The organism is Bradyrhizobium sp. UNPF46 (genome assembly GCF_006658625.1).
GTDB classification, from domain to species: domain Bacteria; phylum Pseudomonadota; class Alphaproteobacteria; order Rhizobiales; family Xanthobacteraceae; genus Bradyrhizobium; species Bradyrhizobium nitroreducens.
This window is the reverse complement of the sequence record NZ_LFJB01000086.1, coordinates 90,047-114,520: the sequence shown is the minus strand read 5'-3', so window position 1 is coordinate 114,520 and position 24,474 is coordinate 90,047. Positions and strand designations below refer to the sequence as shown.

The following is a 24,474-nucleotide window of genomic DNA, read 5'->3' as shown; positions in this document are numbered from 1 at the left end:
TAAAGCGTCCGTCGATCAGCGTCAGACGGAGGAAGAAACCCCGGCAAAGTCAGCATTGCGCTTTTCAACGGCCGCCTTGAGACCTTCCTTGAACTCGTTGCTTGACATGGCTAACGCCTGTCCGAGACCTTCGAAGGCAAACATGTCATGGAGACTGGTCTCGAAGGTGCGAGCCATCAATTGCTTGGCCAATCCCATGACCTCCGAGGGTCCATCAGCAAGCCTGCGTGCTTCGGCAAGGGCTTCCTCCCTCAACGTATCGCTCGAACAGACTCGCGTGACCAGTCCCTGATTAAGCGCTTCCTGGGCAGTCCAGGTTTGATTGCCGAAGAGGAACGATTTCGCCCGTGCCATTCCGATCAATCGGGGAAGATGATACATCATGCCGATGTCGGGCACGGCACCGAGCCGAAAGAAGGCGGCCATGAACTTCGCATTTTCCGCAGCGAAGAGAACGTCACCGCACAGGGATAGGCCCATTCCGCCGCCCGCGGCATGACCATTCACCGCCACCACCATCGGCTTGTTGAGGGAGATGAGCGGGATAAGCCAATCCTTGAGCGCCGCAAAGCGCCGGTGCACCGACCAAGGATCGGAGGCGACTTCGAGCATCTTGAAGTCCCCGCCGGCGCAGAACGAAGGACCCGCTGCTGCCAGCAAGACGGAGCGTGCGGAACGATCGTTTGATGCTTCCTTAATCGCGGCTCCGAGTTCGTCCCGAAGTTCCGAGGTCAGCGAGTTTCTGGTGCTCGGATTGTTGAGCGTGATGATCATGACCGATCCGTCCCGATCCACTTGAATTTGCTTTGAATCCATTTCGTGTCCTCTCTGTTGCAGGATGTCCGGTGCAAACGATATGCCGGGCAAATCTCGTCATGTTTCGCCTCGCTCGCGGAAGTCATGTGTATGCATTACAGACAGATGTAGTGCAGCGTGTGTCACCAGTGAACACCGTGTGACCAGGACAGCCAAAAATTTGGAGCAATGCATGCTCTTTACGGGGGTGGCATGGCCCTTGCTGTCAGACAGGACCGGGCGATGCTTCAAAAACCGTCGAGCCGCGAGTCAGGAAACGTTCCTTGTCAGCAGATATTGTGCAACTGCAAAGCCGTGATCGCATTGCGATCATTACATTGAATCGGCCCCAGCAGCGCAATGCGCTGTCGATCGAGATGAGGGGCATGCTGGCCAAACGTCTCGATGAAATCGATGACAGTATACGCGTGGTCGTGCTGCGGGGCGAAGGGGTTTCATTCTGCGCCGGGGCCGACCTCGGAGACGTGCCTGACTCTCCGATGGCTTGGAGAGACCGAATCGTTACTGCGCAAGACCAGCATCTGCGCATCGTCAACATGAAACAGACAGTCATCGCCGCAGTCCAGGGGGCGGCCTTTGGCGGAGGCGCGTCGCTTGCACTAGCCGCGGACATCCTCGTCATGGACGAGAACGCGAGTCTGGGATTTCCATTCGTCAAGCTGGGTGTCGTTCCGGACGGGGGGGCAAGCTTCCTGCTGCAAGCCAAGGCAAGCCCTGCGGTCGCGCTCGACGTCCTCCTGTCAGGGGGCGTCATACTCGCCGAGGAAGCGAGAGCTCTAGGATTGACGCGTCGCATTGCGCCCGCGGGCGAGCTCGAGGAGCGCGTCATGAAGATTGCCGAGGAGCTTGCGTCGCTTCCTGCCGAAGCCCTGCAGCTAACGAAATCACTGTGCGCCCAGGCGTGGGCGGCCCATCTTCCCGGAACGTTGCGGCATGAGGCGGACGCCTTCGGCCTGGCGACAGCGTCAGAAGGGCATAGGACCGCCATGGCGGCTGCAAAGGCGAGAGTTAAAAAGGCGAGATAGCATGTTTTCGGCAGATCTATTGAAAGGTCGTGTAGCTCTCGTCACGGGAGGCGGCAGCGGCATCGGGAAAAGCATTGCAGAGCAGTATCTCGCGCTCGGCGCCAAGGTAGCGATCGTCAGTCGTAACGCCGAACGATTGGAGAGCGCTGCATTGTCGCTACGTACCCAAGGCGCGTCCGAACTTGCCACGTTCCAGGCAGACGTCAGGAGCTACGACCAGGTCACGGCCGCGGTCGACGCCGTCGTCGAGCGGTTCGGATCTCTCGACATTCTCATCAATAATGCGGCGGGAAATTTCTTCTGCCCGACGGCGGAAATGTCTTCGAACGCGTGGCGCACCGTAATCGACATCGACCTAAACGGAACGTTTCATGGATGCCGCGCTGCTTACACGCATCTCCAGAAATCAAATTGGGGCGGCAGCATTATCAGCATCATTACAATGCAGGCTCTTTCTGGCTGGCCGGGCGCTGCGCATGCCGCCGCCGCCAAGGCGGGTATTCTCTCGCTCACGCGCACGCTCGCCGTAGAATGGGGAGGCGAAGGCATCAGGGTCAACGCGATTTCTCCGGGACCGATCGGGGATACGGAGGGCGCTAAGCGGATCTACGAAGATCGCGGCCGCGCCGATCAGGAGCGCAATCGCGTGGCGCTCGGACGCTTCGGCAAAAAGCAGGAAGTCGCGAACGCCGCAGCTTTCCTCGCGTCTGATCTGGCGAGCTTCGTCACTGGTGAAAACCTCATCGTCGATGGTGGCCGTTGGCTGAAATACATCGCAGAAAAATAGAAGAGGACGCAACAAGTGGAAAAACAACTCCCGCTTCCAGTAGCGAACGCGGACTCCGCCACCTACTGGCAATCCGCGAAGGAAGGAAAGCTGGTTCTCCGACGATGCAACTCCTGCGGCGAAACGCATTTCATGCCGCGATATTTGTGCCCTTTCTGCTGGTCTGAGAACCTCGAATGGGTCGAGGCTGCAGGCAAGGGGACGGTTCACAGCTTTACAATCATTCGACGCGCCTCTTCTCCCGCCTTCGCTGGGCTCACTCCGTATGTCGTCGCGTTGATCGACCTGAAGGAGGGGCCGCGCATGATGAGCAACATCGTCGGCGATGGTGCGCTGAACGTAAAGATCGGCGACAGCGTCACGCTCGGATTCGAGGACCGGGAGGGAGCCAAACTTCCTCAATTTTCGCTAGAGAGGGGCCGCCCGTGAACTTCGAGGATAGCGACGAGCAGAAACTAGTTCGAGATACCACGGCGTCATTCGTGAAGCGTCATTGCAGGTCGGCCGATGTCCGCCAATGGGACCGTGCCGGGCAGTTACCGGAGCACGTCTACGCAGCCATGGCCGAAGCCGGTCTGCTGGCGATGATGGTTCCCGCCGAGTATGGGGGGGTGGGCTCGCCGATAGCCGACTGCGCCATCGCTCTGGAGGAAATAGCCAGGCCGAGCGTGGACTTCGCGACGCGCCTGGCGCTCATCGGCTGGGGAGCGATGATCCTCGCCGATTTTGCAAGCGACCAGATCAAGTCGGAAGTCCTCCCCAAGGTGGTCAAGGGTGAGACCAAGCTGTCATTCAGCCTGACCGAGCCGGGATCGGGGTCGGACGCGGCCTCGCTGCAGACGAAAGCCCGACGCGATGGCGGCGACTACTTGATCTCGGGCCAAAAGCTCTACTCTTCCGGAGCGCACGCGCCAAACAACATGATCGTGCTGGCCGCGCGGACGAATCCGGACGTCAAGAAGCACGCCGGCATCTCGCTGTTTCTCGTTCCCAACGATCTTCCAGGCATCACAATCAACAGGCTCGATGTGGTCGGCCGCCGCATCCTGGGTCTCTGCGAGGTCTTCTTCGACGACGTGCGTCTTCCCAAGAGGATGCTGATCGGCGAGGAAAATAGCGGTTGGAAGTACATCAACAAGCATCTGGAGCGGGAGCGCATCCTGCTGGCCGCCAACTACCTCGGCAACGCGCGAGCGGCAGTCGACGATGCGGTTCGCTACGCATCCGAGCGGAAGCAGTTCGGCAAGCCGATCGCCGAATTCCAAGCTATAGCCCATCTGCTATCCGACATGGCGACCGACCTCGAAGCCGCCCGGTGGATCACCGCAGCGACGGCCTGGCGCTACGACCAGGGCCTATCCTGCGTGAAGCAGGCATGCATGGCGAAGCTGTTTGTGTCGGAGATGTTCGCGCGAGTAACGACGCAAGGCATGCAGATACTGGGGGGCGCCGGCTACACCCACGACCACGACATGCAGCGGTACTGGCGCGACGCGCGCAACGCCACCATCGGCGGGGGCACCTCGCAAATCCAGCGCAGCCTGATCGCACGGGAGCTCGGACTATGACGCAGGTCAAAGGCTACATCGAGAACCGTACTCAACTGTTCGGCCGGAAGGAACTCGGACGGCTGATCAACCCCGCGAGCATCGCGGTCATCGGCGCTTCGGAATCACCTGGCTCCTTTGGTGCGCGCACCATGGAGAATCTCGCGACATTCCGCGGGAAAATATATCCCATCAATCCGAAGCGACCCCAGATATTCGGTCACAAGGCTTATCCGACGATTGAGGCTCTTCCTGAGACACCCGACGCCGTCGTAATTTCAGTGCCCCAGGAGCACGTGGTGGATCTCGTCAGACGGTGCGCCGTAAAGGGCATCGGCGGGGCCATCGTCTATTCGTCGGGTTTCGCCGAGCTCGGCACCGAAGAACGGACGGCCGCGCAGCGCGAGCTCGCGGAGATCGCGCAGTCTACGGGCATGCGGATCATAGGACCCAATTGCGTTGGCATCATCAATTTCGCCTCGAAGATCGGCATGCACTTCATGCCGAAGTTCAACGAAATGCCGATCCTCGTTGGCGGAATCGGTCTAGTCAGCCAGAGCGGTGGCCTCGGATACACGGTGATCCAGGCGCTGCAGAGAGGGATTGGCTTCTCGCAGTTTCTGTCGGCTGGAAATTCGAGCGACGTCGATATCTGCGATTTGATTAACTATCTCGTTGATGACGAGAACACGTCAGTGATCGCGTGTCTGTTCGAGGGGATCAGGGACGGCGAGCGGTTCATCGAATCCGGACGGCGGGCTTTCGCCGCCAGAAAGCCGCTTATAATCTACAAAATGGGACGGAGCACGATTAGCAAAAAGACGGCTCTCTCCCATACCGGCACGCTGGCGGGTTCCAATGCGGCTTACGATGCCGCATTCCGTGAAATCGGCGCCATCGTCGTCGACAATTGGGAAGAAGTGCTGGAGACGGCCTGCTTCTTTGACCGCGCTGGCGTGCCGCGAGGCTCGGGCGCCGGCGTGATGGCAAGCTCCGGTGGCGCCGCGGTGATCTCTGGAGACAAGGCCGAGGAGTACGGGGTGGCGATGCCGGCTCCGCAGCAGGACACCGTGGCAAAGCTGTCGAAACTTGTCCCGGACTTCGGATCGGTATCTAACCCAACAGACATGACTGCCGAGACGATGAAGAGTTTTGACCTCTACAGCGCCTGCATCAAGGCGTTTGCCGACGATCCAAGTTACGCCGTTGTGGTTGTTCCGATGTTGTCGGCTCAGAAGCCGATCACCACGGACAGAGCGATCCATCTCGACCAGCTCGCGGCAGAGCTCTCAAAGCCGATCTGTCTGGTCTGGTTCAACGAATGGTTAGAGGGTCCCGGTAGCGAGATTTACGACAAGAGCCGGCAGATATCGATGTTCCGCTCGATGGGCCGGTGCATGAAGGCGATCCGCTCGTGGCTCGATTACTACGGCCGGCGCCAGTTCTGCGGTCCGAGTGAGGCCAGGCTTAGTGGCATCGGAGCCAAGGCGGCGGCGATCGCAGCCCTTGCGACAACCAGCCAAACGTACGTTCTCAGCGAAGCGCAGTCAAAAAAACTCTTCTCGCTCTATGACGTACCCTTTAATCGAGAAGCCCTTGCAAAGACCGTTGAGGAAGCGGTCGCATGCGCCGAAACCCTGGGGTACCCCGTGGTTCTCAAGGCCGACTCTCCCGATATCCACCATAAGACTGAGGTCGGCGTCGTGCGCCTGAACCTTGGCGATGCCGATGCCGTGCGCGCCGGTTATCGAGAGATCGAGAAGGCGATCGCGTGGCTGAGTGGCTCGGTCACTGTCAACGGAATTACCGTCCAGGAGATGGTCTCGGGTGGCATTGAGTTGATGATCGGCGCCTCCGTTGATCCGCAGTTCGGACCTCTGATCACGTGCGGCTTCGGTGGTACCTCCGTCGAGATATTTGGCGACGTGCAGACCAGACGTGCCCCGGTGAGCGTCGACCAGGCGCTTGAAATGCTCCGGTCGCTCCGCGGCAGCGGCATCCTGTTCGGCTACCGCAATCAGGCACCGGTCGACGTACATTCTGTAGCCGAATCCGTCTGCCGTATCTCCGAAATGATAGCCGACTTGCGCGAAGAGATCGCAGAGCTGGATGTCAACCCGATCAAAGTATCAACGGCTCGGGCCGTAGCAGTCGATGCGCTGATTGGATTAAGCAGGAAGAAGGATTTGGAATGAATAGGTCTGCATCGGGAAAAGTGGCAATCGTCGGAGTCGGAGAATCAGAAATCGGCAAAGTGCCGGGAATGACCGGGTTGGGCCTGAATGCCCAGGCTGCGAAACGCGCGCTGGACGACGCTGGCCTCAAAGTGTCTGACATCGATGGGGTACTCACGGCATACTCGTTTACTGAACCGTACTTCATGCTCGGATCCGTTCTCTGCGAATACCTTGGACTTAGGCCGCGCTATAACGCGTCTCTGATCGTTGGAGGAGGATCGCCCGCCATCATGCTAAAGCATGCGATGGAGGCGATCCTTGCAGGTAGCGCGAACACGATTCTGGTCTGCGCCGGGGAGAATCGCGCGACCGGACAATCGCGCGATTCTGCCGTCTCTGCCTTGCTGGCCGTCGGTCATCCGTACTTTGAACAGCCATATGGCGGATCGATCCCGGGCTTTTATGCGATGATCGCCCAGCGACACATGCACGTCCATGGAACGACGCGCGAGCAGCTTGCTCACATTGCGGTAAATACGCGCCGGCACGCGCTGTTGCATCCAAACGCGCACATGAAAACTGCAATAACTCTGGAGGACGTACTTTCGGCGAAGCCGATCGCGGACCCGTTGGGTATGCTCGACTGCTGTTTGATTTCAGACGCCGGTGGCGCCTTCATCGTCACGACCGCGGAGCGGGCAAAAGATCTCAAGTCCAAGCCAAGCTATCTGCTCGGTATTGGAGAGCATCATACGCATGAGCACTTGATGTGCGCTCCGAGTCTCACGGAATTCGGCGCCAAGCAATCGGGCGCAAGGGCCTACGAGATGGCCGGACTGAAACCCGCCGATATCGACGTCGCCCAGTTGTACGACTGCTTTACGATCGTACCACTGATCGAGCTTGAAGAACTGGGATTTTGCCAGCCGGGCGAGGGCGGTGCTTTCTTCGCCGACGGCAGAGCGTCAATCGGCGGCGAGCTACCGGTGAACACGCACGGGGGCATGTTGTCGCACGCCCATGCAGGCGCTGCGGGCGGGCTGTTTGGCATCGTCGAAGGCGTTCGACAGCTTCGCGGCGGGCTTGGACCCCGTCAGGTGAAAGATGCTGAACTTGCATTAATCCACAACGAGGGCGGCATTCTGTCTTCGCACTGCACGCTGATCCTCGGAAATAAACCGAACTGAAAGGACACGAGATGGTCAACGCCAAACCACGCGGACATTATTTCGACGATTTTGAGGTCGGCCAGGAGTTCGAAAGCCCGGCCCGGACCGTGACGCAAACCGACATCATCAATTTCGCCTGCCTGTCGGGCGATTTCAACGAGGTCCATACGAACTTCGAGTACTGTAAGACTACGCAATTCGGGGAGCCCATTGCCCATGGCCCGCTCGTCTACGCGATCATGGGCGGATTGCAATACGCGAGCGGTATCAACGACGGAACCTTGCTGGCGCTGCTGCAGATCGACAAATGGCGCCTGCTGGATGCTGTCAAGCACGGCGATACGATCCGGCTCCGCTCGAAGGTCGTCGAAAAAAAGGAAAGTAGCAAGCCCGACCGCGGCGTTGTCACCTTCAAGAGGGAATGCGTGCGTCACGACGGACGTGTCGTGCAGGAAATGCAGGCCACCCTGCTCTATCGGCGCCGGCCGAAATAGGCGGCGTTCCAAGGCTCGGTCGTCACGTAGGAAAAGCTCTAGGGACGGTAAATGCATCTGTTTGAAAATAACGAAGAGTTCGGATTATCTGACAACCAAGTGCAGATGCGCCAGAGTGTCATTGGGCTCCTTCGGGAGATGCTACCTGCGTCCAAGGTGGCGGAACTCGACGATAAGAGCGAGTTTCCATTCGAAGCGTACGCGGCTCTCGCGGAGGGGGGCTGGCTCGGTCTGCCGCACGATGAGCAATACGGAGGGGCAGGCGGAAACTATATGGACCTGGCCGTCCTGATTGAGGCGATCGCGTATCACAATGCGCAGATGGCTTCGGCCTACCTGACGACGGTGGTTTACGGCGGCATGCACCTGAAGTTCGGCGCCAGCGAACAGTTGCGGGCGTCGCTACTTCCGAGGCTCATCGCCGGACAGCTGCGACTTGCCTTCTGTTTGACGGAACCCGACACGGGTTCTGACGCCAGCGGCATTCGCACGAGGGCGCTGGCAAAGAACGAAACTTTCGTGATTGACGGGCAGAAGGTCTATATCACCTGCGCCCATGTGGCCGATTACCTCGTCGTTGCGGCGAAGACAGATCCGGAGGCGCGACATAAAGGCATCACGCTCTTCCTCGTCGATGCCAAGGCGAAGGGGGTGACCATTCGGCCGCTCCGGGGTCTCGGCAGGCGAATGATCCATACCAACGAGGTTTTTTTTGACGGTGTCGAGGTCCCTACAACCCATGTGCTTGGCGGGGTCAACGAAGGCTGGAAGAACATCATGCGCGGGTTGAATGTCGAGCGGTTGTTGCTGTCCGCGGCGGCCAGCGGCAATTGTTACAGGATTGTAGAATCTGCAATCGAATTTGCGCAGCAGCGTAAGCAGTTCGGTAAGCCAATCACCGAGTACCAAGCCATCAGCCACAAGATCGCTGACATGCGCAGCATGGCCGAGATATCGCGCGTGATGACTTACCGGCTTGCATCGCTGATGGACGAAGGCGTCGCGCCGAACACGGCAGCGGCCGTTACGAAGATCTTCGCTACGGAAAGCAATTCCAAATGCGCGGACACCGGTATCCAGATCATGGGCGGTGCGGGACTGATGATGAGTTCGGAAATGCAGATGTATTTCCGGGACTCCAGGGTCGGCACGATCGGCGGAGGTACCAGTGAAATCCTGCGCAACGTGATCGCCAAGTCGATGCTCACATAAAGGGACGGGACAAATGCGCGCAATCTCTCGACGAACATTCCTGGCCGGAACGGGTGCACTCGCGGTCGGAGGGCGCAGCGCGCGCGCGCAAAGCGAGCGCGCGGTGCGGGTCGGAATGATCTTGCCGATCAGCGGCAATCTGGCCCAGTACGCCGCCAACATGTTCCCACCGTTCCGCTACGTGATCGATAGGATCAATGCGGAAGGCGGAATTAAGAGCATGGGCGGCGCCAAGATCGAACTTGTCGTGGCCGACAACGCAAGTGGCAGCGCGGGGACGGCCAGCGAGGCCCGGCGGTTGATCACACAGGAGAAGGTATCCTTTATCGCCGGGCCACTGGTAACGAGCGAAATGCTCGCGCTGGTTCCGGTGCTCGACGAACACAAGATCCCGGCGCTCTCTTTCACGAGCGGCGACAGCCGGTCGAAGTATCTCTTTACGATCGGGCTGCACTACGAAAAGGGATATGCGGCGCCGCCGATCGATTTCTTGACCCATCTGGTCAAGGAGAAGCAGCGCAACATCAAGTCCGTAGCGCTCGTCTATTCGAACTACGAAGCTGGACAGCAGATTGCGAATTTTCAGGAGAAGATGATAACGGCCGCCGGTCTTACGGTCGTGGCACGGATTCCGGTCGACCGCACTGCGCAGGATCAGACGTCCACCATACTTCGGATCAAGTCGGTGAAACCTGACGCCGTCGCCGGCCTGATACTGACTCGCGAGGGCGTCCTGATGCAGCAGGCGCGGGCGAACCTGCGATACAACGACACCACGTTCTTTGGCTGCGGGGCCGGCTACGCGGATGTTTCGCTCTGGACAGAGCTCGGACCGAAGCTGGCAGAGCAGGTGCTCACTCGCAATCTCTTCGCTACCAATGGCTTCGTGGCCGGCATCGAACTGCCGGCGGCCAAGGAGATCGTCACCGATTTGCAGAAGGAGATCGACGCAAAGAAGATGCAGGGCCCAATCGGTCATTATCAGATCTGGGGCGCACAGGGGGCCCGGCTCATGCAGGCCGCCTTCGAACTCGCCGGGTCGAGCGATCGTGAGGCGCTGAAGAACGCCTTCGAAAAGGTCAGGATCGAACAGGGCAGTCCGAACCTGTATCTGCCGCGAAAGGAACTCGCTTTCGGTGAGGACAATTGCCTGACCGACCAGACGGCCCTCGCGCTGCAATGGCTGTCCGACGGTAGCCAACAGGCCCTCTGGCCGGCGAAGTTCGCACGTGCAGAGCCCAGGCCATTCCAATGACCTTGGAGGTGAAGTTGGGTGTTCGGACGCACGCTGACGAAGCCTCCGACGTGCTGCTGAAGGTCAGGAATCTCAAGAAGCGCTATGGCGGTGTGACCGCTGTGAACGATGTCTCGTTTGATCTCGTTCGGAACGAGATCCTCGCAGTCGTCGGGCCGAACGGTGCCGGAAAGACAACTTTGTTCGGTCTGATCTGCGGCTTCATAGGGCCGGACGCCGGCGACGTCAGGTTTGACGGCCGTGACGTGAGCGGCATGCCGCCGCACTTGATCGCAAAACTGGGGATGGTGAGGAGTTTTCAGATCGTTCAGGTCTTTCCTGAACTGACAGTCCACGAAACGGTCGCGACTGCGGCTATGCTGCAGCTTCCTCTGCCGCAGGCACGGGACTTGGCCGACGAGATCCTTCAGGATCTCGATCTCGCCGACAAGCGAAACGATCTCGCAGCCTCGTTGCCGATCCAGAGCAGGAAGCGTCTGGAACTCGCAAAATGCGTTGCGACAAGCCCGAAGCTCATCATCCTGGACGAGGTGATGGCGGGCCTGACACTCTCCGAGGCGGAGGTACCGATCGCCGCGATCCGGAAGCTACGCGCGCGCGGGATCACTTTCCTCATGGTTGAGCATGTGATGCCGGTAGTGATGCAGCTTGCGGACCGCATTCTGGTCCTAAACTTCGGCGAGTTGATCATGCAGGGTACGCCAGTGGAGGTCATGGCGCATCCGGACGTGCAGGATGCCTATCTGGGGGCCGCGCTGGATGCTTGAACTGGAGGGAATCAACGCGGGGTACGGCGATCTTGAGATCCTACGCGGCGTCTCGTTAAAGATCGAACGAGGCGACATCGTCGGTCTTCTGGGAGCGAACAATGCAGGCAAGTCCACTCTGGTAAACTGCATTAGCCGGATCGTCCCGTGGAGGATCGGAAGCTGCACCTTCGAGGGCGCGGACATCTCGCGTCTGGAGCCACATGAGGTCACCGAACGTGGCATCAGCCAGGTCCCGGAAGGACGCCAACTCTTCCCGGCGATGACCGTCTGGGAGAATCTCGTCCTCGGTTCGTTTCCCGGCAAGGCGCGCGCACAGCGCGCGCAGCGGATGGAATACGTCTTCAACCTCTTTCCGCGCCTGTCCGAAAGGAAGTCGCAGGCCGCCGGCACGCTATCGGGCGGCGAGCAGCAAATGCTGGCTATCGGTCGGGCGCTAATGTCTGGACCGAAGCTGCTCATTCTGGATGAGCCCTCGCTCGGTTTGTCGCCGAAGTTCGTCCAGACGATCTTTACCGCGCTGGCGGCCCTGCACCGGGAGGGACTGACAATCCTCCTGGTAGAGCAGAACCTGAATGTCACGCTACGCAACGTACAACGCTGCTACGTGCTCGAAAGAGGAGAGATCGTTATCTCCGGACGCAGCGAGGACATGCGCGACGATCCGGCGGTCAAACGAGCCTATTTGGGAGCCTGAACGTGGATATTCTTTCCCAGGCTGTCATCCAGGGCGTTCTGATCGGCAGCACTTATGGTCTCATCGCCTTAAGCATGGGGCTGATCTACAGCGTGAGCGGAATCACCAACTTCGCGCAGGGCGATCTGATGGTCCTCTGTATGTTCGCGACGCTGACGCTTGCGTCGCTTTTAGGGCTTGACCCCTACGTCTCGGTTATGATCACCATCCCGCTCATCTTAGCGGTGACCACGATCATCTATCGCTACCTGATCCAGCCAATCAGTTCCCAGCAATTAATGGTCATCCAACTCACGCTGGGATTGATGTTCGTCATCCAGAACGCGCTGCTGATGGGTTACGGCGGCAATTTCCACCGCGTTCCCTCGATACTCGATGGAGAGGTCGTCTTGATCGGTGACTTCGCCGTCGTCCAGACCTCTCTACTCGTCTCGTTCGTGACGACCTGGCTGCTGGCGGCCGCCCTGTTCTGGACCCTCGGCTATACCGACTTCGGCCGGAGCGTACGGGCGGTCCACCAGAACGCACGGGCGGCGGCGCTGGTTGGTGTCAACGTTCGGCGAACCCAACTCGTCGTCGTGGCGCTGAGCGCTGGCATCCTGGCCGTCTCCGCGTCGCTCCTCGTCTCCGGAAGACCCATCCATCCGAACGAGGGTCTGCACTACACGGTCGTGGCCCTGATGCCGTTTGTTCTAGGCGGCATGGGAAATCTGCTGAGCATCCTCGTGAGCGGAATCATCATCGGCGTCGCTGAGTCCGTTGGGAACGTTTATCTGAACGGCCCACTCGGCTTTGCCGTACCCTACGTCGTGTTCATAGCAATTCTTGTATTCTGGCCGCAGGGCCTTTTCGGGTCGCGATCATGAGAAGCGAAAACGCCACCGTCGGGATCGTCGGCGGGTTCGTGGCCGTCGCGATCGCCTTTGTCGTCGCGGCCCTTCCGGACTACTACGGAGGCGTCGCGACCAAGATGCTGATCTACATCGGCCTCGCCGTGGCCTGGAATATCGTCGGTGGGATTGGCGGCCAGCTATCCCTGGGCCATAGCGTCTTCATCGGTCTCGGCGCGCTTCTACCAGCCGCCATGCTCTTGAAGCTGTCCGTGCCGCTTTGGATCGGCATCATGTGCGCGGCCGCCGTATCTTCCGTGATCGGAGCGGCGATCTCCTGGATCACGTTTCGGTTCAGATTGGGGCATTTATATTTCGCCCTGGTGACGCTCGCGATCGGCGAGCTGGGCCGCGTCATCGTGATCGGGACGGAGTTTCTGGGCGGTGCGTCTGGACTGCTCGTCCAGTACCAGCCTTGGTCGGTGGGAGGGATCAGGATCTCTGTCGCAATGCAGAATCTTTTGTTCGCGCTCGGATTCGCCGCCATCGCTGTGCTGACGACCCGGGCAATCCTCAGGTCAAAGCTCGGCTTCTATCTGAGGGCCTTGAAGGGGAACGAGAGCGCCGCCCAGGCCATCGGCATCAACCTCTTGCGGTCAAAGACCACCGCGATGATGGTAAGCGCAGTACTGAGTTCGATCGGCGGATCGGTCCTAGCGCATTATGACGGTTTCGTCGATCCGGAGGTCGTCGCGTCTCCCATCCTCATCATCTCGATTGTGCTGTTCACCGTGGTCGGCGGTATTGGAACCCTGTGGGGGCCGGTCGTCGGTGTTGCCTTGCTCTTTCCATTCGGCGAAATTCTTCGCGGCTCGCTAGCTAACAGTCTTCCCGGACTGCATCTCGTCGTGTTCGGAGTAACACTAGTCGCGGTCATCCGCCTCATGCCGACTGGCATTCTTGGTTCGGTGGTCGCCAAGTACAGGGTCTGGTCAATTCGGATCCGGCAGCGGCCGGCACAGACGGTGATGGATCCGACGTCTAAGTGATCATATCCAGCTTTCTTGGCGCGCGTCGGGCATTTGCATCGCGTTACATGCGGTAGTGTTCGTCGGAGCGAACGTCGAGCGGGTCAGGAGATAATTGAAACTTCTCCGCAATGGCCTGGATCGTTGGGCCATTCTGAAGCCATCGGTAGGATGAAACGACGTGTGCCAGTGTGATATATGATCCGGCCACGAGGGAACGTCCCATACTCGTTATCGAGGATTGCCTGCACGATCAAACGACTTTCGACTGTCGCTTGACTTGGCTACAGCCATTTCTCCCACACCTCATAGTGGCCTCGATACCCGGCTAACAATCGTATGTCAGCCGCGCTCGCCCCGTCTCCGCAACTCGGACCAGCTGCAGCGGGGCAAGCTACCGCCGTGCCAGATGGAGAGCAAGGAAGCAAGAAAGTGGCTTGACACCAAACCGCAACTGAAGGTCCGACATGATAATGTGAGAGAGTTTCTTTCCTCTCCCGCGAGGGAAGAGGAAACCGTTGCCGTGAACCTAGTTCACAGGCTTGAAACTCAGCGTCGAGAACTCGGACTGCATGATCTGCAGCTTCTGGTTCGAGAACCGGACGCCGGGGCCGAAGCTGATCGGCGCCATCACGCCGGTCTCGACGTTCTTGGTCTTTTCCAGTTCCGCGATGGTGCAGGCCCAGCTCGGCTCCTTGCCGCAGCGGCCGATCGCTTCGATCAACACCTTGGCGGCGGCATAGCCGGTCATGCTGTAGCGGTTGATGCCTTTCATTTCGGCTTCGGGGAGCAGGCCTTTGGCCTTCTCCAGAAACGCCTTGCCGGCCGGACCCGCGAACGGCTCGACATAATCGACGGCGTAGATGCCGTCGCCGGCCGGTCCCATCAGCTTGAGCACCGGCTCGACCCGCCCGGGCCAGAAGATGCCTGTGACCGGCTTGATGTTGAGCTTCTCCAGCTCCTTCATCATCGCGATGTTCTCGCCGATGATGCCGCCGGCCAGGAACACCTCGGCGCCGGAATCCTTGAGCTGCAGCATGTCGGACGAAAAGTCCTGCTGGCCCTTCTTGTAGTTGCCGCTGTAGACCACGTTGAGCTTCTTGGCCTTGACGACGGTGTCGAAGCCGTCGCGCACGGTGATGCCGTAATCGTCGTCCTGCGTGATCAGGCCCCATTTCTTGCCGGGGTTCTTGTCGGCGAGATAGTTGACGAGGTGGATGATGCCTTCCTCGTAGGATTGCCCGACCACGAACACGTTCTTGCGCGGCGGCTCCCATAGGAACTTGACCGGTGCCACGTCGATCACGGTGGGAATCCCGGCCTTTTCCAGAACCGGCATCACGGCGATGGATTGGCCCGAGCCGGAGATGCCGAGCATCGCAAACACCTTGTCGACGTCGATCACCTTCTTGGTGCCCTGAATGGTGCGGGCGGTGACGTAACCGTCGTCTTCGAGCACATATTTGATCTTGCGGCCGTTGATGCCGCCGGCGGCATTGGCTTCCGCGATCGCGATCTTGTGGCCGATCGATGCGGCCACGCCGAGCAGCGCCGGTGGGCCGGTCAGGGGTTCGACGTCGCCGATAAGGATCTCGGTTTCGGTGATCCCGGGATCGGCGGCCAGCGTGGCGCCGGTGGTGAAATACGCCCCTGCGAGCAACAGCGATGCGGTCGCCAGATATTTGATCATTGTTTTCTCCTCCTGTTGGCTTTCTTTTTGTCAGTAACGCAGCGGCCAGTTGACCCACATTCGCCTGAGATCGTGCCAGGCGCCGACCAGCCCGCGCGGCTGAAAGCGCAGGAACAGGATGATGACGAGGCCATAGAGCATGCTCTTGAGCTCCTGCGCGCCGGTGGTGAACGTCGCGTCCATCTGGGCGCTGAACAGGCTGAACACCAGCCGCGTCGCTTCCGGCAGCAGCACGATCAGGATGGTGCCGAGCACGGCGCCGAGCGCCGAACCGAGCCCGCCGACAATCAGGATGGCCAGCGCCTCGATCGAGAGCAGGAACGGAAAGCCCTCGACGCTGACGAACGACAGGTAGATGCCGTACAGCGCGCCCGCCAGGCCGGTGATGAAGGCGGAGGTGACGAAGGCGAACAGCTTGTAGGCATGCAGGTTGATGCCCATGACGCGGGCGGCGGTGTCGTTGTCGCGGATCGCGACAAACGCACGGCCGACGCGGCTGCGGCGGATGTTGAGGGTGGCGAACAGCGTGAGCGCGGCAAAGCCGAGGCAGAGATAGGTGAAGGCGGCGTCGCTGTCGAAATTGACGCCGAAGATCTCCGGCCGCTGCACCGAAATGCCGCGGGCGCCGTTGGTCAGCCAGCGCGCTTCCAGGATCACGGTGTTGATGATGAAGGAGAATGCCAGCGTGGTGATGGCGAGATAGAGCCCCTTCAGCCGCAGCGACGGCGCGCCGACGATCAGGCTGGCCAGCGCCGGAACGACACCGGCGCCGAGGAAGCCGATCAGCGGGTGCATGTGATATTTCGAAACCAGCACCGCATAGGCATAGGCGCCGGTGACGAGGAAGCCGACATGGCCGAGCGAGATCAGGCCGGTATAGCCGGTCAGGATGTTCAGCCCGAGCGCGCCGACCCCGGTGATCAGGATGATCATCAGGAACGACAACGCGTAGGAGTTCAGCACGAAAGGTGCTGCGATCAGCGCGACGACCAACACGGCCGACCACAGCCACACCGGCGGCGAATCCACCAGGGTGACGAGTTCGCCGTAGGTTTGCTTGAAATCTCCGGTGCGCATCCTAGACCCTCTCGATGTCGCGTTCGCCGAAGATGCCGAACGGGCGGATCATCAGCACCACGATGATCATGGCAAAGCCCGCCACTTCCTTCATGCCGGAGCCGATATAGCCGCCGGCGAGATTCTCGGTGATGCCGATCAGGAGACCGCCGAGGCCGGATCCCAGCACGGCGTCGAGACCGCCGAGGATCGTGGCCGGAAACGCCTTGAGACCGAGCTGGAACATCGCCGGCGAGAGGTCATAGGACAGCGCAAAGAACACGCCGCCGATGCCGGCGATGACGGAGGAGGCGGCCCAGGCCAGCGCATGCACGCGGGTTGCGCTGATGCCCATCAACAGCGCGGTGCGATCGTCGGCGGCAACGGCGCGCATCGCGACCCCGACCTTGCTGTAGCGGAAGAACGCCCAGATCGCGGCGAGTAAAACCAAAAGCGTGGCGATGACGGCGATCTGGCCGGTGCGGACGCCGATCGAGCCGATCCGCACGATCGAGCGGCCGAAACCGACATCGAGGCCATGCGGATAGGCGTCCCAGATGAAGTTGATCGAGGAGCGCAGGATGACCGCCAGCCCGATCGTTACCATGACGGTGGCAAACACCGGCTCTCCGAGCATCGGCCGCATCACCAGCCGTTCGATCACGAGCCCGAGCACGACGGCGGCGAGGATCGCGCCGAGTGCGACCACGAACACATTGCCGCTCACGGTGGTCGAGATGGTCCAGGCTATATAGGCCGTGATCATTGTCATTTCGCCCTGCGCGAAATTGACCAGGCCCGTGGACTTGTAGATCACCGCAAAGCCCATCGCGATCAGGCCGTAGATGGCGCCGATCGCAAGGCCGGAGATCAGCAGTTGCGTCAAATACTGCATCAGCCCTCCGCCGGATAAATGATGGCGAGTTCGCGCGCAAACTTCTTCTCGATCAGGGCGCGGCGGACCTTCTGCGTGGCGGTCAATTCGCCGTCGTCGTGGTCGAGTTCCTTTTCCAGGATGGCGAAGCGCCTGATATTCTCGACCCGGGCAAAACGCTTGTTGGTCTCGTTGACGATGCGCTCGACCAGTTCGTGCACCTCCTCGAGCTGCGACAGCGATTTGTAGTTGGTATAGGGCAGGGCCTTGTCGCGCGCCCAGCGGCCGACATTGTCGAAGTCGACCTGGATGATGGCGCCGAGATATTTCTTGGCTTCGCCGACCACAATCGCTTCCTTGACGAATTCAGAGTCCTTCAGCGCGTTCTCGATTTCGGATGGCGCGATGTTCTTGCCGCCGGCGGTGATGATGATCGCCTTTTTGCGGTCGACCACCGCGATCTCGCCATTGTCGAGCACTTCGACAATGTCGCCGGTGCGCAGCCATCCGTCGGGTTCTACCGAGGCGGTGGAGGCCTTTTCGTCCAGAAAGTAGCCTTTGAACACGCCGGGATTGCGCAACAGGATCTCGCCATCGCTGTCGAGCTTCCATTCGGTATCCGGCAGCGGCACACCGCAGCCGCCGATGCGGTGGTGGCTTCCGGTCTGGATGAAGGCGACGCCGCCGCTTTCCGTCAAGCCATAGCCCTGCGAGACCGGGCGACCGATAATGTCGAAGAAGCGCAGCGTCTCCGGCGAGATCGACGCGCCGGCGCACAGACGGTGCCGGCTGTAGGCAAAGCCGAGATGGCGCTGGATGTTGCGGAAGAGGGCGAGATACAGCAGTCCGTAGAGCAGGCGGTCGAACACCGTCTGGGTCCCGGCCTGCCGCCGGTCCGACAGCGTTCGTCCCCAGCCGAGACAGGCCCTGACGAAGCGCTGGCGCAGCGCGCCGCTCTCGCCAAGCCGGAACAGAAAGCCCTGCTGCAACTTTTCGTAGATGCGGGGTACGCCGACGAAGAACGTCGGCGCGATCTCGCGAATGTTGAGCGCGACGGTGTCGATCGATTCCGCGAAGCTGACCACGCCGCCGAGCACCAGATGCGTGACCTCGCCGTAACAACGCTCGGCGACATGGCACAGCGGGAGATAGCTGACCGCCTCGAACGGCTTGTCAGCAATTCCGACAGTCTCGGCGTAGATATAGGCCGCATAGACCAGGTTCCGGTGCGTCAGCATCGCGCCCTTTGGCGGCCCGGTGGTGCCCGACGTATAGACCAGGATCGAGACGTCATCGGGCGAACCCTGCGAGATCAGGCGATCGAGCGCCGCATGCGCCTCGGGGTTTTCGCGGGCGTAGGTCTGGCCCAGCTCGCACAGCCTCTCGAACGACATCAACTGCTGCTGCCGGTATTGCCGCAGTCCCTTGGTGTCGACGCAGACGATGGCTTCGAGCGCCGGCAAGCCGTCATTGTGGCTGATGGCGTCGAGCACCTTGTCGGTCTGCTCCTGGTCGCCGGTAATCACCACCCGCGAACCGGAATGACGCACGATATATTGCAGTTCGACCCAGGGATTGGTCGGATAGATGCCGACCGCGACCGCGCCGATCATCTGGACGCCGAGATCGGCATAGAACCATTCGGGCGTGTTCTCGCCGGCGATGGCGACGCGGTCGCCCGGCTTGATGCCGAGCGAGAGCAGCCCGAGCGCGACCGCGCGTGCCGTCTGGTAGTAATGGTTCCAGGAGTAGGGATTCCAGATGCCGTAGTCCTTTTCGCGCAGTGCGAGCTTGTCGCCGTGCATCTCCGCACGCTGCCGCAGCAGTTGCGGGACCGTGATTGCCGCGTTCTTCAGAGCCGTCCGCAGCGAACCAGAACCGATCACAGGCGTCGTCTGCGCCGGGTTCGACCGGATCGCGGCGTGTTCGGTGCGCGGGCTTTCGAGAACCGACATCACGCGCTCACCTGTGTCGCCGGTTCCGAACGATGACCGCCGAGATAGGCCTCCGTCACCGCCGGATTGTTTCTGATCTCGGCCGGCGTGCCTTCGGCGATCTTGCGGCCGAAATTCAGCACGTGAATCCGGTCGGAGATATCCATCACGATCCGCATCTCGTGCTCGATCATCAAGACGGTGATGCCGAGCTCGTCGCGGATATCCAGCACGAAGCGGGCGATATCCTCGGTCTCTTCCTGGTTCATGCCCGAGACCATTTCATCTAGCAGTAGCAGTTTCGGCTCGCAGGCCAGCGCCCGCGCCAGCTCGACGCGCTTCTGCTGGCCGTAGGACAGCGTGCCGACAATGGCGTCGCGGATATGCTCGATCTCGAGAAACTCGATGATCTCCTCGACCCGCCGCCGGGCCTCGATCTCCTCGCGCCTGGTGCGGCCGAAGAAGATCACGGCATCGAGCACGTTGGAGCGCAGATGGGTATGCCGGCCGGTCAGGATGTTCTCGACCACGGTGCCGTGCTTGAACAGTGCGAGGTTCTGGAACGTGCGTCCGATCCCCCTGGCGGCGAAGCGCGATGGCGAGACGCCGGCCATGTCGGTGCCGTCGAAAGTGATGCGGCCGCCGCTCGGGCGCAACACCCCGGAAATCATGTTGAACAGGGTGGTCTTGCCGGCGCCGTTCGGTCCGATAACGCTACAGATTTCGCCTGCCTTCACCGAAAGGCTGATCTCGGCGACCGCCTGCAGGCCGCCGAAACGCTTGCTCAGGGTTTCCAGGGTGAGCAGGTCCGTCACGACAGCCACCGTTTACGGCGCTTGTAATGCTTGACGTCGCGCAGGCTCTTGCGGCCGGCGTTGGAGACGCCGAGATAGAATTCCTGCACATCCTCGTTCGCGGCGAGCTTCTTTGCGGTGCCGTCGAGCACGACGCGGCCGGTCTCCAGGATGTAGCCGTAGTCGGCGATATCGAGCGCGCGCTGGGCGTTCTGTTCGACCAGCAACACCGTCATCTTCATCTCGTCGCGCAATTTGGCGATCACTTCATAGATGCGGTCGATGATCAGCGGGGCGAGGCCCAACGACGGCTCGTCGAGCGCGAGCAGCACCGGATCCGTCATCAAGGCGCGGCCGATCGCCAGCATCTGCTGTTCGCCACCGGACATGTAGCCAGCGATCTGGTCGCGGCGTTCGAACAGGCGCGGGAACAAGGCGAACACTTTTTCGCGGCGGTCGCGCGCCTCGGCGGCGGTCTTGGTGTAGCCGCCCATCTGGAGGTTTTCGTCGATGGTCAGCGCCGGAAACACCCGGCGACCTTCCGGCACCTGGACAATGCCACGCCGAACCAATTCATCAGGCGCAAGTTGATGCACATCCTCGCCGCGGAAGCTGATCGTGCCGTTCTCGATCACGCCTTCTTCGGTATAGAGAATTCCCGACATTGCCTTCAGCAGCGTCGACTTGCCGGCGCCGTTGGAGCCGAGCAGGGCGACAATGCCGCCTTCGGGCACGGCAATGCTGACGTCGCGGATCGCCTCGATGGCGTTGTCATAGACGATGCGGATGTTGCGGAATTCGAGCAGGCATGACGGATCGGGCGCCGCCTGCGCGCCGCCCGGAGCCGCCTGTGTCGGGAGCGTGGTCGGCATCGCGTTACACCTGCTGCTCGTTTTTGCCCGGCTGTCGTTGATATGCGGCATGTCATAATCCGACTGGCCGTTCAAATGAATAGGTAATGTGTGAGAAGCGAAGCTAACCTGATCCCAATCGTGTCAGAAGCTTTTTCAAACGATCCTTATGTTCGTCTCTCGTGAACAGGAACGTTTGCAGGTAGACTTCATAGCTCAAACAAGTCTGGAGGTCCGTATCTTCAGCTCGGTTGATCGCAAGCTTAGTGACTGCCGCAGCCCGACGCGGCGAGGCGACCATTACGCTCTGAGCAATTTCAAGGGCTCGATCGACTAGCTGGTTCGATGGGACGACGTCGAGAAGGAGGCCGGCTTTGTGAGCCTCATCTGCCGAGACAGTTGCACCGGTGAAAAGCCAATGCCGTGCTCTCGCGGCGCCAACAAGCTTTGGTAGAAGATAGGCGCAACCCATGTCGTTGGCGCCTGCGCCGACGCGGCCGAACGCGAAAAAGTAAGTCGCCTTGTCCGTTCCCAGAGCCATATCGCAGGCTAAAGCAAGTGCAGCGCCGCCTCCGACTGCGGGGCCATTCAGCGCGGCGATCACCGGAAGGTCCAAATCCCGGATGCGCTGAACAATCTTGCTGAATCCGCGGATGTTACGGAATTGAACCTCGGAATCAATCCCCTCCAAACTGACGACCTCTCCAAGCTGGGCGCCTGAGCAGAATACGGAGCCTGCCCCGGTCAAAACTACGACGCTGACTCTGTCGTCAGCCTCGAGTTCGTCAAGCAGCGCAAGCAAACTGTCGGCGAGAGTCAATGAGAGCGGATTACGCGCCTCTGGGCGATTGAGGGTTATCAGCGCAACGCCTTCGCGCCGCTCGCAAGTTATTTCAGGGGAACGGTCCTGCACGTTATAACCTTCGCAAGTAGTTATTCTATCGAATGATAGGTAGAATTATAAACGCTGCAAAGATTGTTTGCAAGTGTCGGCTTGGCGGAAATTGTGCGGTAGTGATAGAGAGGGTATTCGGCGGTGACAGATCTTGCGCAAGGGGGCTCGGTGAGAAGCAAAGAAGGCGGCGCGGTCCTGGGCAAATCTGAAAAGAAGCCTGGAAAGATTAAGCGATCCGAGCAAACGCGTCGTCGGATTCTTGATGCAGCGGCGTTGTGGCTTAACAAGAAGGGTCTGGCGGTCACCAGCTTGCAGGATCTCGCAGATGAGGTAGGCCTGCAGACCGCGAGTCTTTACTATCACTTTCCCTCCAAGGACGCTCTGATCGAGGAGGTCCTGCACAAGGGGATCGAAATAGTCTACGACGACGTTCGCCGCGCGCTCGATGCGCTGGGGCCTGCAGCAACCTACCGCGAGCGAGTCAGAGTGGCGATTGTGGCTCACCTTTCGAGCCTTCTTGAGCACGGGGATTATACCTCAGCAAATATCCGGAACTTCCCCCTTGTTCCGGACAGTCTGCGGGAGAAAAACCTATCGATCCGTCGTCAGTATGGCGACTACTGGCGTCAACTGCTTCAAGATGCGCAAAAAGCCGGGGAAATCGCGCCGAATATCGACTTATCCCTGGTTCGGCTGCTTCTTATCGGCGCGATGAACTGGTCGACCGAATGGTACAATCCTCGCAAGAAGTCGGTCGATGCCATCGCCAACGCCACCTGCAATATGATGTTCGACGGCATCGCTCCGAGAGATGTTCCGCGCGCCGAGGGCGGCAACAAGCGATCGCCGCGTCGATAGCTCCGTTATAGGGAATCGAGGGGCCTATCAGGCGGAGGCTTGACGGAACCATTATCTAACTAATATACGGTAGGTATTGGTGCGCGCGCTTGGACAGGATGCGTATGAAATGGCCGTCATCGGATCGAAAGCGGCAGTCGGATCTGCCTCCTACAAGAAGAACGAGGCGCACTATCGCTCGCTCCTCATTGATCTTCATGAGCGGCGCCGCCGGGCGCGGAGCGGAGGAGAGGAGAAGGCGCGAAATAGGCATGAAGCCGCGGGGAAACTGTTGCCGCGCGATCGGGTCCAAAGCTTGCTAGACCCAGGCTCGCCGTTCTTTGAGCTAGGCGTGCTTGCGGGTGATGGTCTCTATGACCAGTTGCCACCGGGTGCTGGCATCGTGACCGGAATCGGGCGCGTGAATGGTCGCGTCTGCATGATCATCGCGAACGAAGCCACGGTAAAGGGCGGCACATACTATCGCATGACAGCAAAAAAGCATGTGCGTGCTCAAAAGATTGCGTGGGAGCATCGCTTGCCGAACCTCACGCTCGTCGACTCAGGCGGTGCGTTTCTTCCCGAGCAGGCGGGCATCTTCCCTGACGAAGGTCAATACGGCAGCGTTTTTCATCAAATCGTTCGCCAATCCGCCGAAGGTATTGCGCAAATTGCTGTTGTCCACGGGGCCTGCACCGCAGGCGGCGCTTACGTTCCGGCCTTGTCCGATCAGACAATCATCGTTCGCAATCAAGGATATGTCCATCTGGGTGGACCTGAAATCGTGTTTGCGGCGACGGGAGAAGTTGTCGAACGCGAGGCGTTGGGTGGGGCTGAAATGCACAGCAAGGTCAGCGGTGTAACCGACTACCTGGCGAACAACGATCAGCATGCCTTGCTAATCTTGCGTGACCTTGTCGGTGATCTGCCTGCAACGCCGCGTCACATTCGGCCACCACAAGCCGCGGTGAGTCCGCGATACGCCGCTGAAGAACTGTACGGATTGATAAGCTTGGATACGCGGGTCCAGTCCGATACGCGCGAGATTCTCGCACGCATCGTCGACGACAGTCGGTTTGATGAGTTCAAGGCAAATTTTGGCGAAACATTACTCTGCGGATTCGCGCATATCGAAGGGTTTCCCATCGGGATACTGGCCAATCAAGGGCCGCTAATGTCGGATAGTTCCATCAAGGCAGCTCATTTCATCGATCTCTGTTGCAAGCGCGAGATCCCGCTTCTCTTCGCTGCGGACGTCACGGGCTACATGGTAGGTCGGGAGGCCGAGCAGCGCGGGATCTCCAAGGATGGCGCCAAGATGATTACGGCAATGTCATCCGCAAATGTGCCGAAATACAACCTCGTCATCGGCTCCTCATACGGTGCAGGCTACATGGGGATGTGCAGCCGGCCATTTCAGCCGCGCTTTTCGTTTGGCTGGCCGAACGGCCGCGCGGCGCTGATGGGGCCGGAACAGGCCGCGACGACGCTTGCGATGGTTCAACGTGCCAAGCGCGAGCGGGAGGGCATCGAATGGTCGCCGGAGGCCGAGGAGACCTTCAAGCAGCCGATCCGGGAGCAGTTCAGCGCCTTCGCATCCATGAACAATTTCGCGGCCAATCTTTGGATCGACAATATCATCGATCCGACAGAAACCCGGCAGGTGATGGGACTTGCGCTTGATCTCGCGGCCCGAGTGCCAACCGACGAAACCCGGTTTGGCGTGTTGCGGATGTAAG

The 24,474-nt window shown here is 60.0% G+C and carries 23 protein-coding genes; 15 read left to right on the top strand and 8 right to left on the bottom strand.

Going from position 1 to position 24,474, the window contains the following annotated elements:
• Positions 1-21: 21 nt before the first annotated feature.
• Positions 22-774, bottom strand: a complete 753-nt coding sequence (locus UNPF46_RS31280) for an enoyl-CoA hydratase/isomerase family protein (protein WP_210248360.1) — start codon at positions 772-774, stop codon at positions 22-24.
• A gap of 305 nt (positions 775-1,079) precedes the next feature.
• Here UNPF46_RS31280 and UNPF46_RS31275 point away from each other — a divergent pair, with 305 nt between their 5' ends.
• From UNPF46_RS31275 to UNPF46_RS31215, 13 genes are read left to right on the top strand one after another with little or no spacing between them, the layout of a single operon-like run.
• Positions 1,080-1,841, top strand: a complete 762-nt coding sequence (locus UNPF46_RS31275) for an enoyl-CoA hydratase/isomerase family protein (protein ID WP_142252590.1) — start codon at positions 1,080-1,082, stop codon at positions 1,839-1,841.
• Between the two features lies 1 nt (position 1,842).
• The gene (locus tag UNPF46_RS31270) at positions 1,843-2,628 is read left to right on the top strand and encodes an SDR family oxidoreductase (RefSeq protein WP_142252589.1); all 786 of its coding nucleotides are present in this window, start codon (positions 1,843-1,845) and stop codon (positions 2,626-2,628) included.
• Between the two features lie 15 nt (positions 2,629-2,643).
• Positions 2,644-3,057 (top strand): Zn-ribbon domain-containing OB-fold protein, encoded by a 414-nt coding sequence (locus tag UNPF46_RS31265; RefSeq protein ID WP_142252588.1) that lies wholly within the window; start codon positions 2,644-2,646, stop codon positions 3,055-3,057.
• A complete protein-coding gene (locus tag UNPF46_RS31260; RefSeq protein ID WP_142252587.1) occupies positions 3,054-4,196 on the top strand; it encodes an acyl-CoA dehydrogenase family protein in 1,143 nt (380 codons plus the stop codon). The genes UNPF46_RS31265 and UNPF46_RS31260 overlap by 4 nt, the downstream gene beginning before the upstream one ends.
• Positions 4,193-6,370 (top strand): acetate--CoA ligase family protein, encoded by a 2,178-nt coding sequence (locus UNPF46_RS31255; RefSeq protein ID WP_142252586.1) that lies wholly within the window; start codon positions 4,193-4,195, stop codon positions 6,368-6,370. Before UNPF46_RS31260 ends, UNPF46_RS31255 begins: the two co-directional genes overlap by 4 nt.
• Positions 6,367-7,539: a thiolase C-terminal domain-containing protein gene (locus UNPF46_RS31250; RefSeq protein WP_142252585.1), complete on the top strand. Its 1,173-nt coding sequence runs from the start codon at positions 6,367-6,369 to the stop codon at positions 7,537-7,539. The genes UNPF46_RS31255 and UNPF46_RS31250 overlap by 4 nt, the downstream gene beginning before the upstream one ends.
• 11 nt (positions 7,540-7,550) lie before the next feature.
• A complete protein-coding gene (locus UNPF46_RS31245) occupies positions 7,551-8,015 on the top strand; it encodes a MaoC/PaaZ C-terminal domain-containing protein (protein WP_142252584.1) in 465 nt (154 codons plus the stop codon).
• A 51-nt stretch (positions 8,016-8,066) separates the two neighbouring features.
• Positions 8,067-9,227: an acyl-CoA dehydrogenase family protein gene (locus UNPF46_RS31240; RefSeq protein ID WP_142252583.1), complete on the top strand. Its 1,161-nt coding sequence runs from the start codon at positions 8,067-8,069 to the stop codon at positions 9,225-9,227.
• 13 nt (positions 9,228-9,240) lie between these two features.
• Positions 9,241-10,482 carry an ABC transporter substrate-binding protein gene (locus UNPF46_RS31235; RefSeq protein ID WP_142252582.1) on the top strand — a complete coding sequence of 414 codons (1,242 nt, stop codon included), beginning with the start codon at positions 9,241-9,243 and terminating at the stop codon, positions 10,480-10,482.
• Positions 10,479-11,249 carry an ABC transporter ATP-binding protein gene (locus UNPF46_RS31230; protein ID WP_142252581.1) on the top strand — a complete coding sequence of 257 codons (771 nt, stop codon included), beginning with the start codon at positions 10,479-10,481 and terminating at the stop codon, positions 11,247-11,249. Before UNPF46_RS31235 ends, UNPF46_RS31230 begins: the two co-directional genes overlap by 4 nt.
• Positions 11,242-11,946 carry an ABC transporter ATP-binding protein gene (locus UNPF46_RS31225; protein WP_142252580.1) on the top strand — a complete coding sequence of 235 codons (705 nt, stop codon included), beginning with the start codon at positions 11,242-11,244 and terminating at the stop codon, positions 11,944-11,946. Before UNPF46_RS31230 ends, UNPF46_RS31225 begins: the two co-directional genes overlap by 8 nt.
• A 2-nt stretch (positions 11,947-11,948) precedes the next feature.
• Positions 11,949-12,812, top strand: coding sequence for a branched-chain amino acid ABC transporter permease (locus UNPF46_RS31220; protein WP_142252579.1), 864 nt, complete (start codon positions 11,949-11,951; stop codon positions 12,810-12,812).
• Complete coding sequence (locus UNPF46_RS31215; protein ID WP_142252578.1) at positions 12,809-13,825, top strand: branched-chain amino acid ABC transporter permease; 1,017 nt, start codon at positions 12,809-12,811, stop codon at positions 13,823-13,825. The genes UNPF46_RS31220 and UNPF46_RS31215 overlap by 4 nt, the downstream gene beginning before the upstream one ends.
• A 508-nt stretch (positions 13,826-14,333) precedes the next feature.
• On the opposite strand, the gene UNPF46_RS31210 is transcribed toward UNPF46_RS31215, so the two are convergent.
• From UNPF46_RS31210 to UNPF46_RS31180, 7 genes are all read right to left on the bottom strand, one after another.
• A complete protein-coding gene (locus UNPF46_RS31210; RefSeq protein ID WP_142252577.1) occupies positions 14,334-15,494 on the bottom strand; it encodes an ABC transporter substrate-binding protein in 1,161 nt (386 codons plus the stop codon).
• Positions 15,495-15,524: 30 nt separating this feature from the next.
• On the bottom strand, positions 15,525-16,571 hold the full coding sequence (locus UNPF46_RS31205; protein ID WP_142252576.1) for a branched-chain amino acid ABC transporter permease: 1,047 nt from the start codon (positions 16,569-16,571) through the stop codon (positions 15,525-15,527).
• A gap of 1 nt (position 16,572) precedes the next feature.
• Positions 16,573-17,445: a branched-chain amino acid ABC transporter permease gene (locus UNPF46_RS31200; RefSeq protein ID WP_142252575.1), complete on the bottom strand. Its 873-nt coding sequence runs from the start codon at positions 17,443-17,445 to the stop codon at positions 16,573-16,575.
• A complete protein-coding gene (locus UNPF46_RS31195; RefSeq protein ID WP_142252574.1) occupies positions 17,445-19,379 on the bottom strand; it encodes an AMP-dependent synthetase/ligase in 1,935 nt (644 codons plus the stop codon). Before UNPF46_RS31195 ends, UNPF46_RS31200 begins: the two co-directional genes overlap by 1 nt.
• Entirely contained in the window at positions 19,379-20,173 is a 795-nt protein-coding gene (locus UNPF46_RS31190) for an ABC transporter ATP-binding protein (RefSeq protein WP_142252573.1), read from the bottom strand. The genes UNPF46_RS31195 and UNPF46_RS31190 overlap by 1 nt, the downstream gene beginning before the upstream one ends.
• Positions 20,170-21,024 carry an ABC transporter ATP-binding protein gene (locus tag UNPF46_RS31185; RefSeq protein ID WP_181770194.1) on the bottom strand — a complete coding sequence of 285 codons (855 nt, stop codon included), beginning with the start codon at positions 21,022-21,024 and terminating at the stop codon, positions 20,170-20,172. The genes UNPF46_RS31190 and UNPF46_RS31185 overlap by 4 nt, the downstream gene beginning before the upstream one ends.
• Positions 21,025-21,127: 103 nt before the next feature.
• Positions 21,128-21,916, bottom strand: coding sequence for an enoyl-CoA hydratase/isomerase family protein (locus UNPF46_RS31180; protein ID WP_181770193.1), 789 nt, complete (start codon positions 21,914-21,916; stop codon positions 21,128-21,130).
• Positions 21,917-22,039: 123 nt separating this feature from the next.
• Between UNPF46_RS31180 and UNPF46_RS31175 the strand changes: the two genes are divergently transcribed.
• Positions 22,040-22,756, top strand: a complete 717-nt coding sequence (locus tag UNPF46_RS31175) for a TetR/AcrR family transcriptional regulator (RefSeq protein ID WP_142252571.1) — start codon at positions 22,040-22,042, stop codon at positions 22,754-22,756.
• Between the two features lie 109 nt (positions 22,757-22,865).
• A complete protein-coding gene (locus UNPF46_RS31170; protein ID WP_142252570.1) occupies positions 22,866-24,473 on the top strand; it encodes an acyl-CoA carboxylase subunit beta in 1,608 nt (535 codons plus the stop codon).
• Position 24,474: the final 1 nt, after the last annotated feature.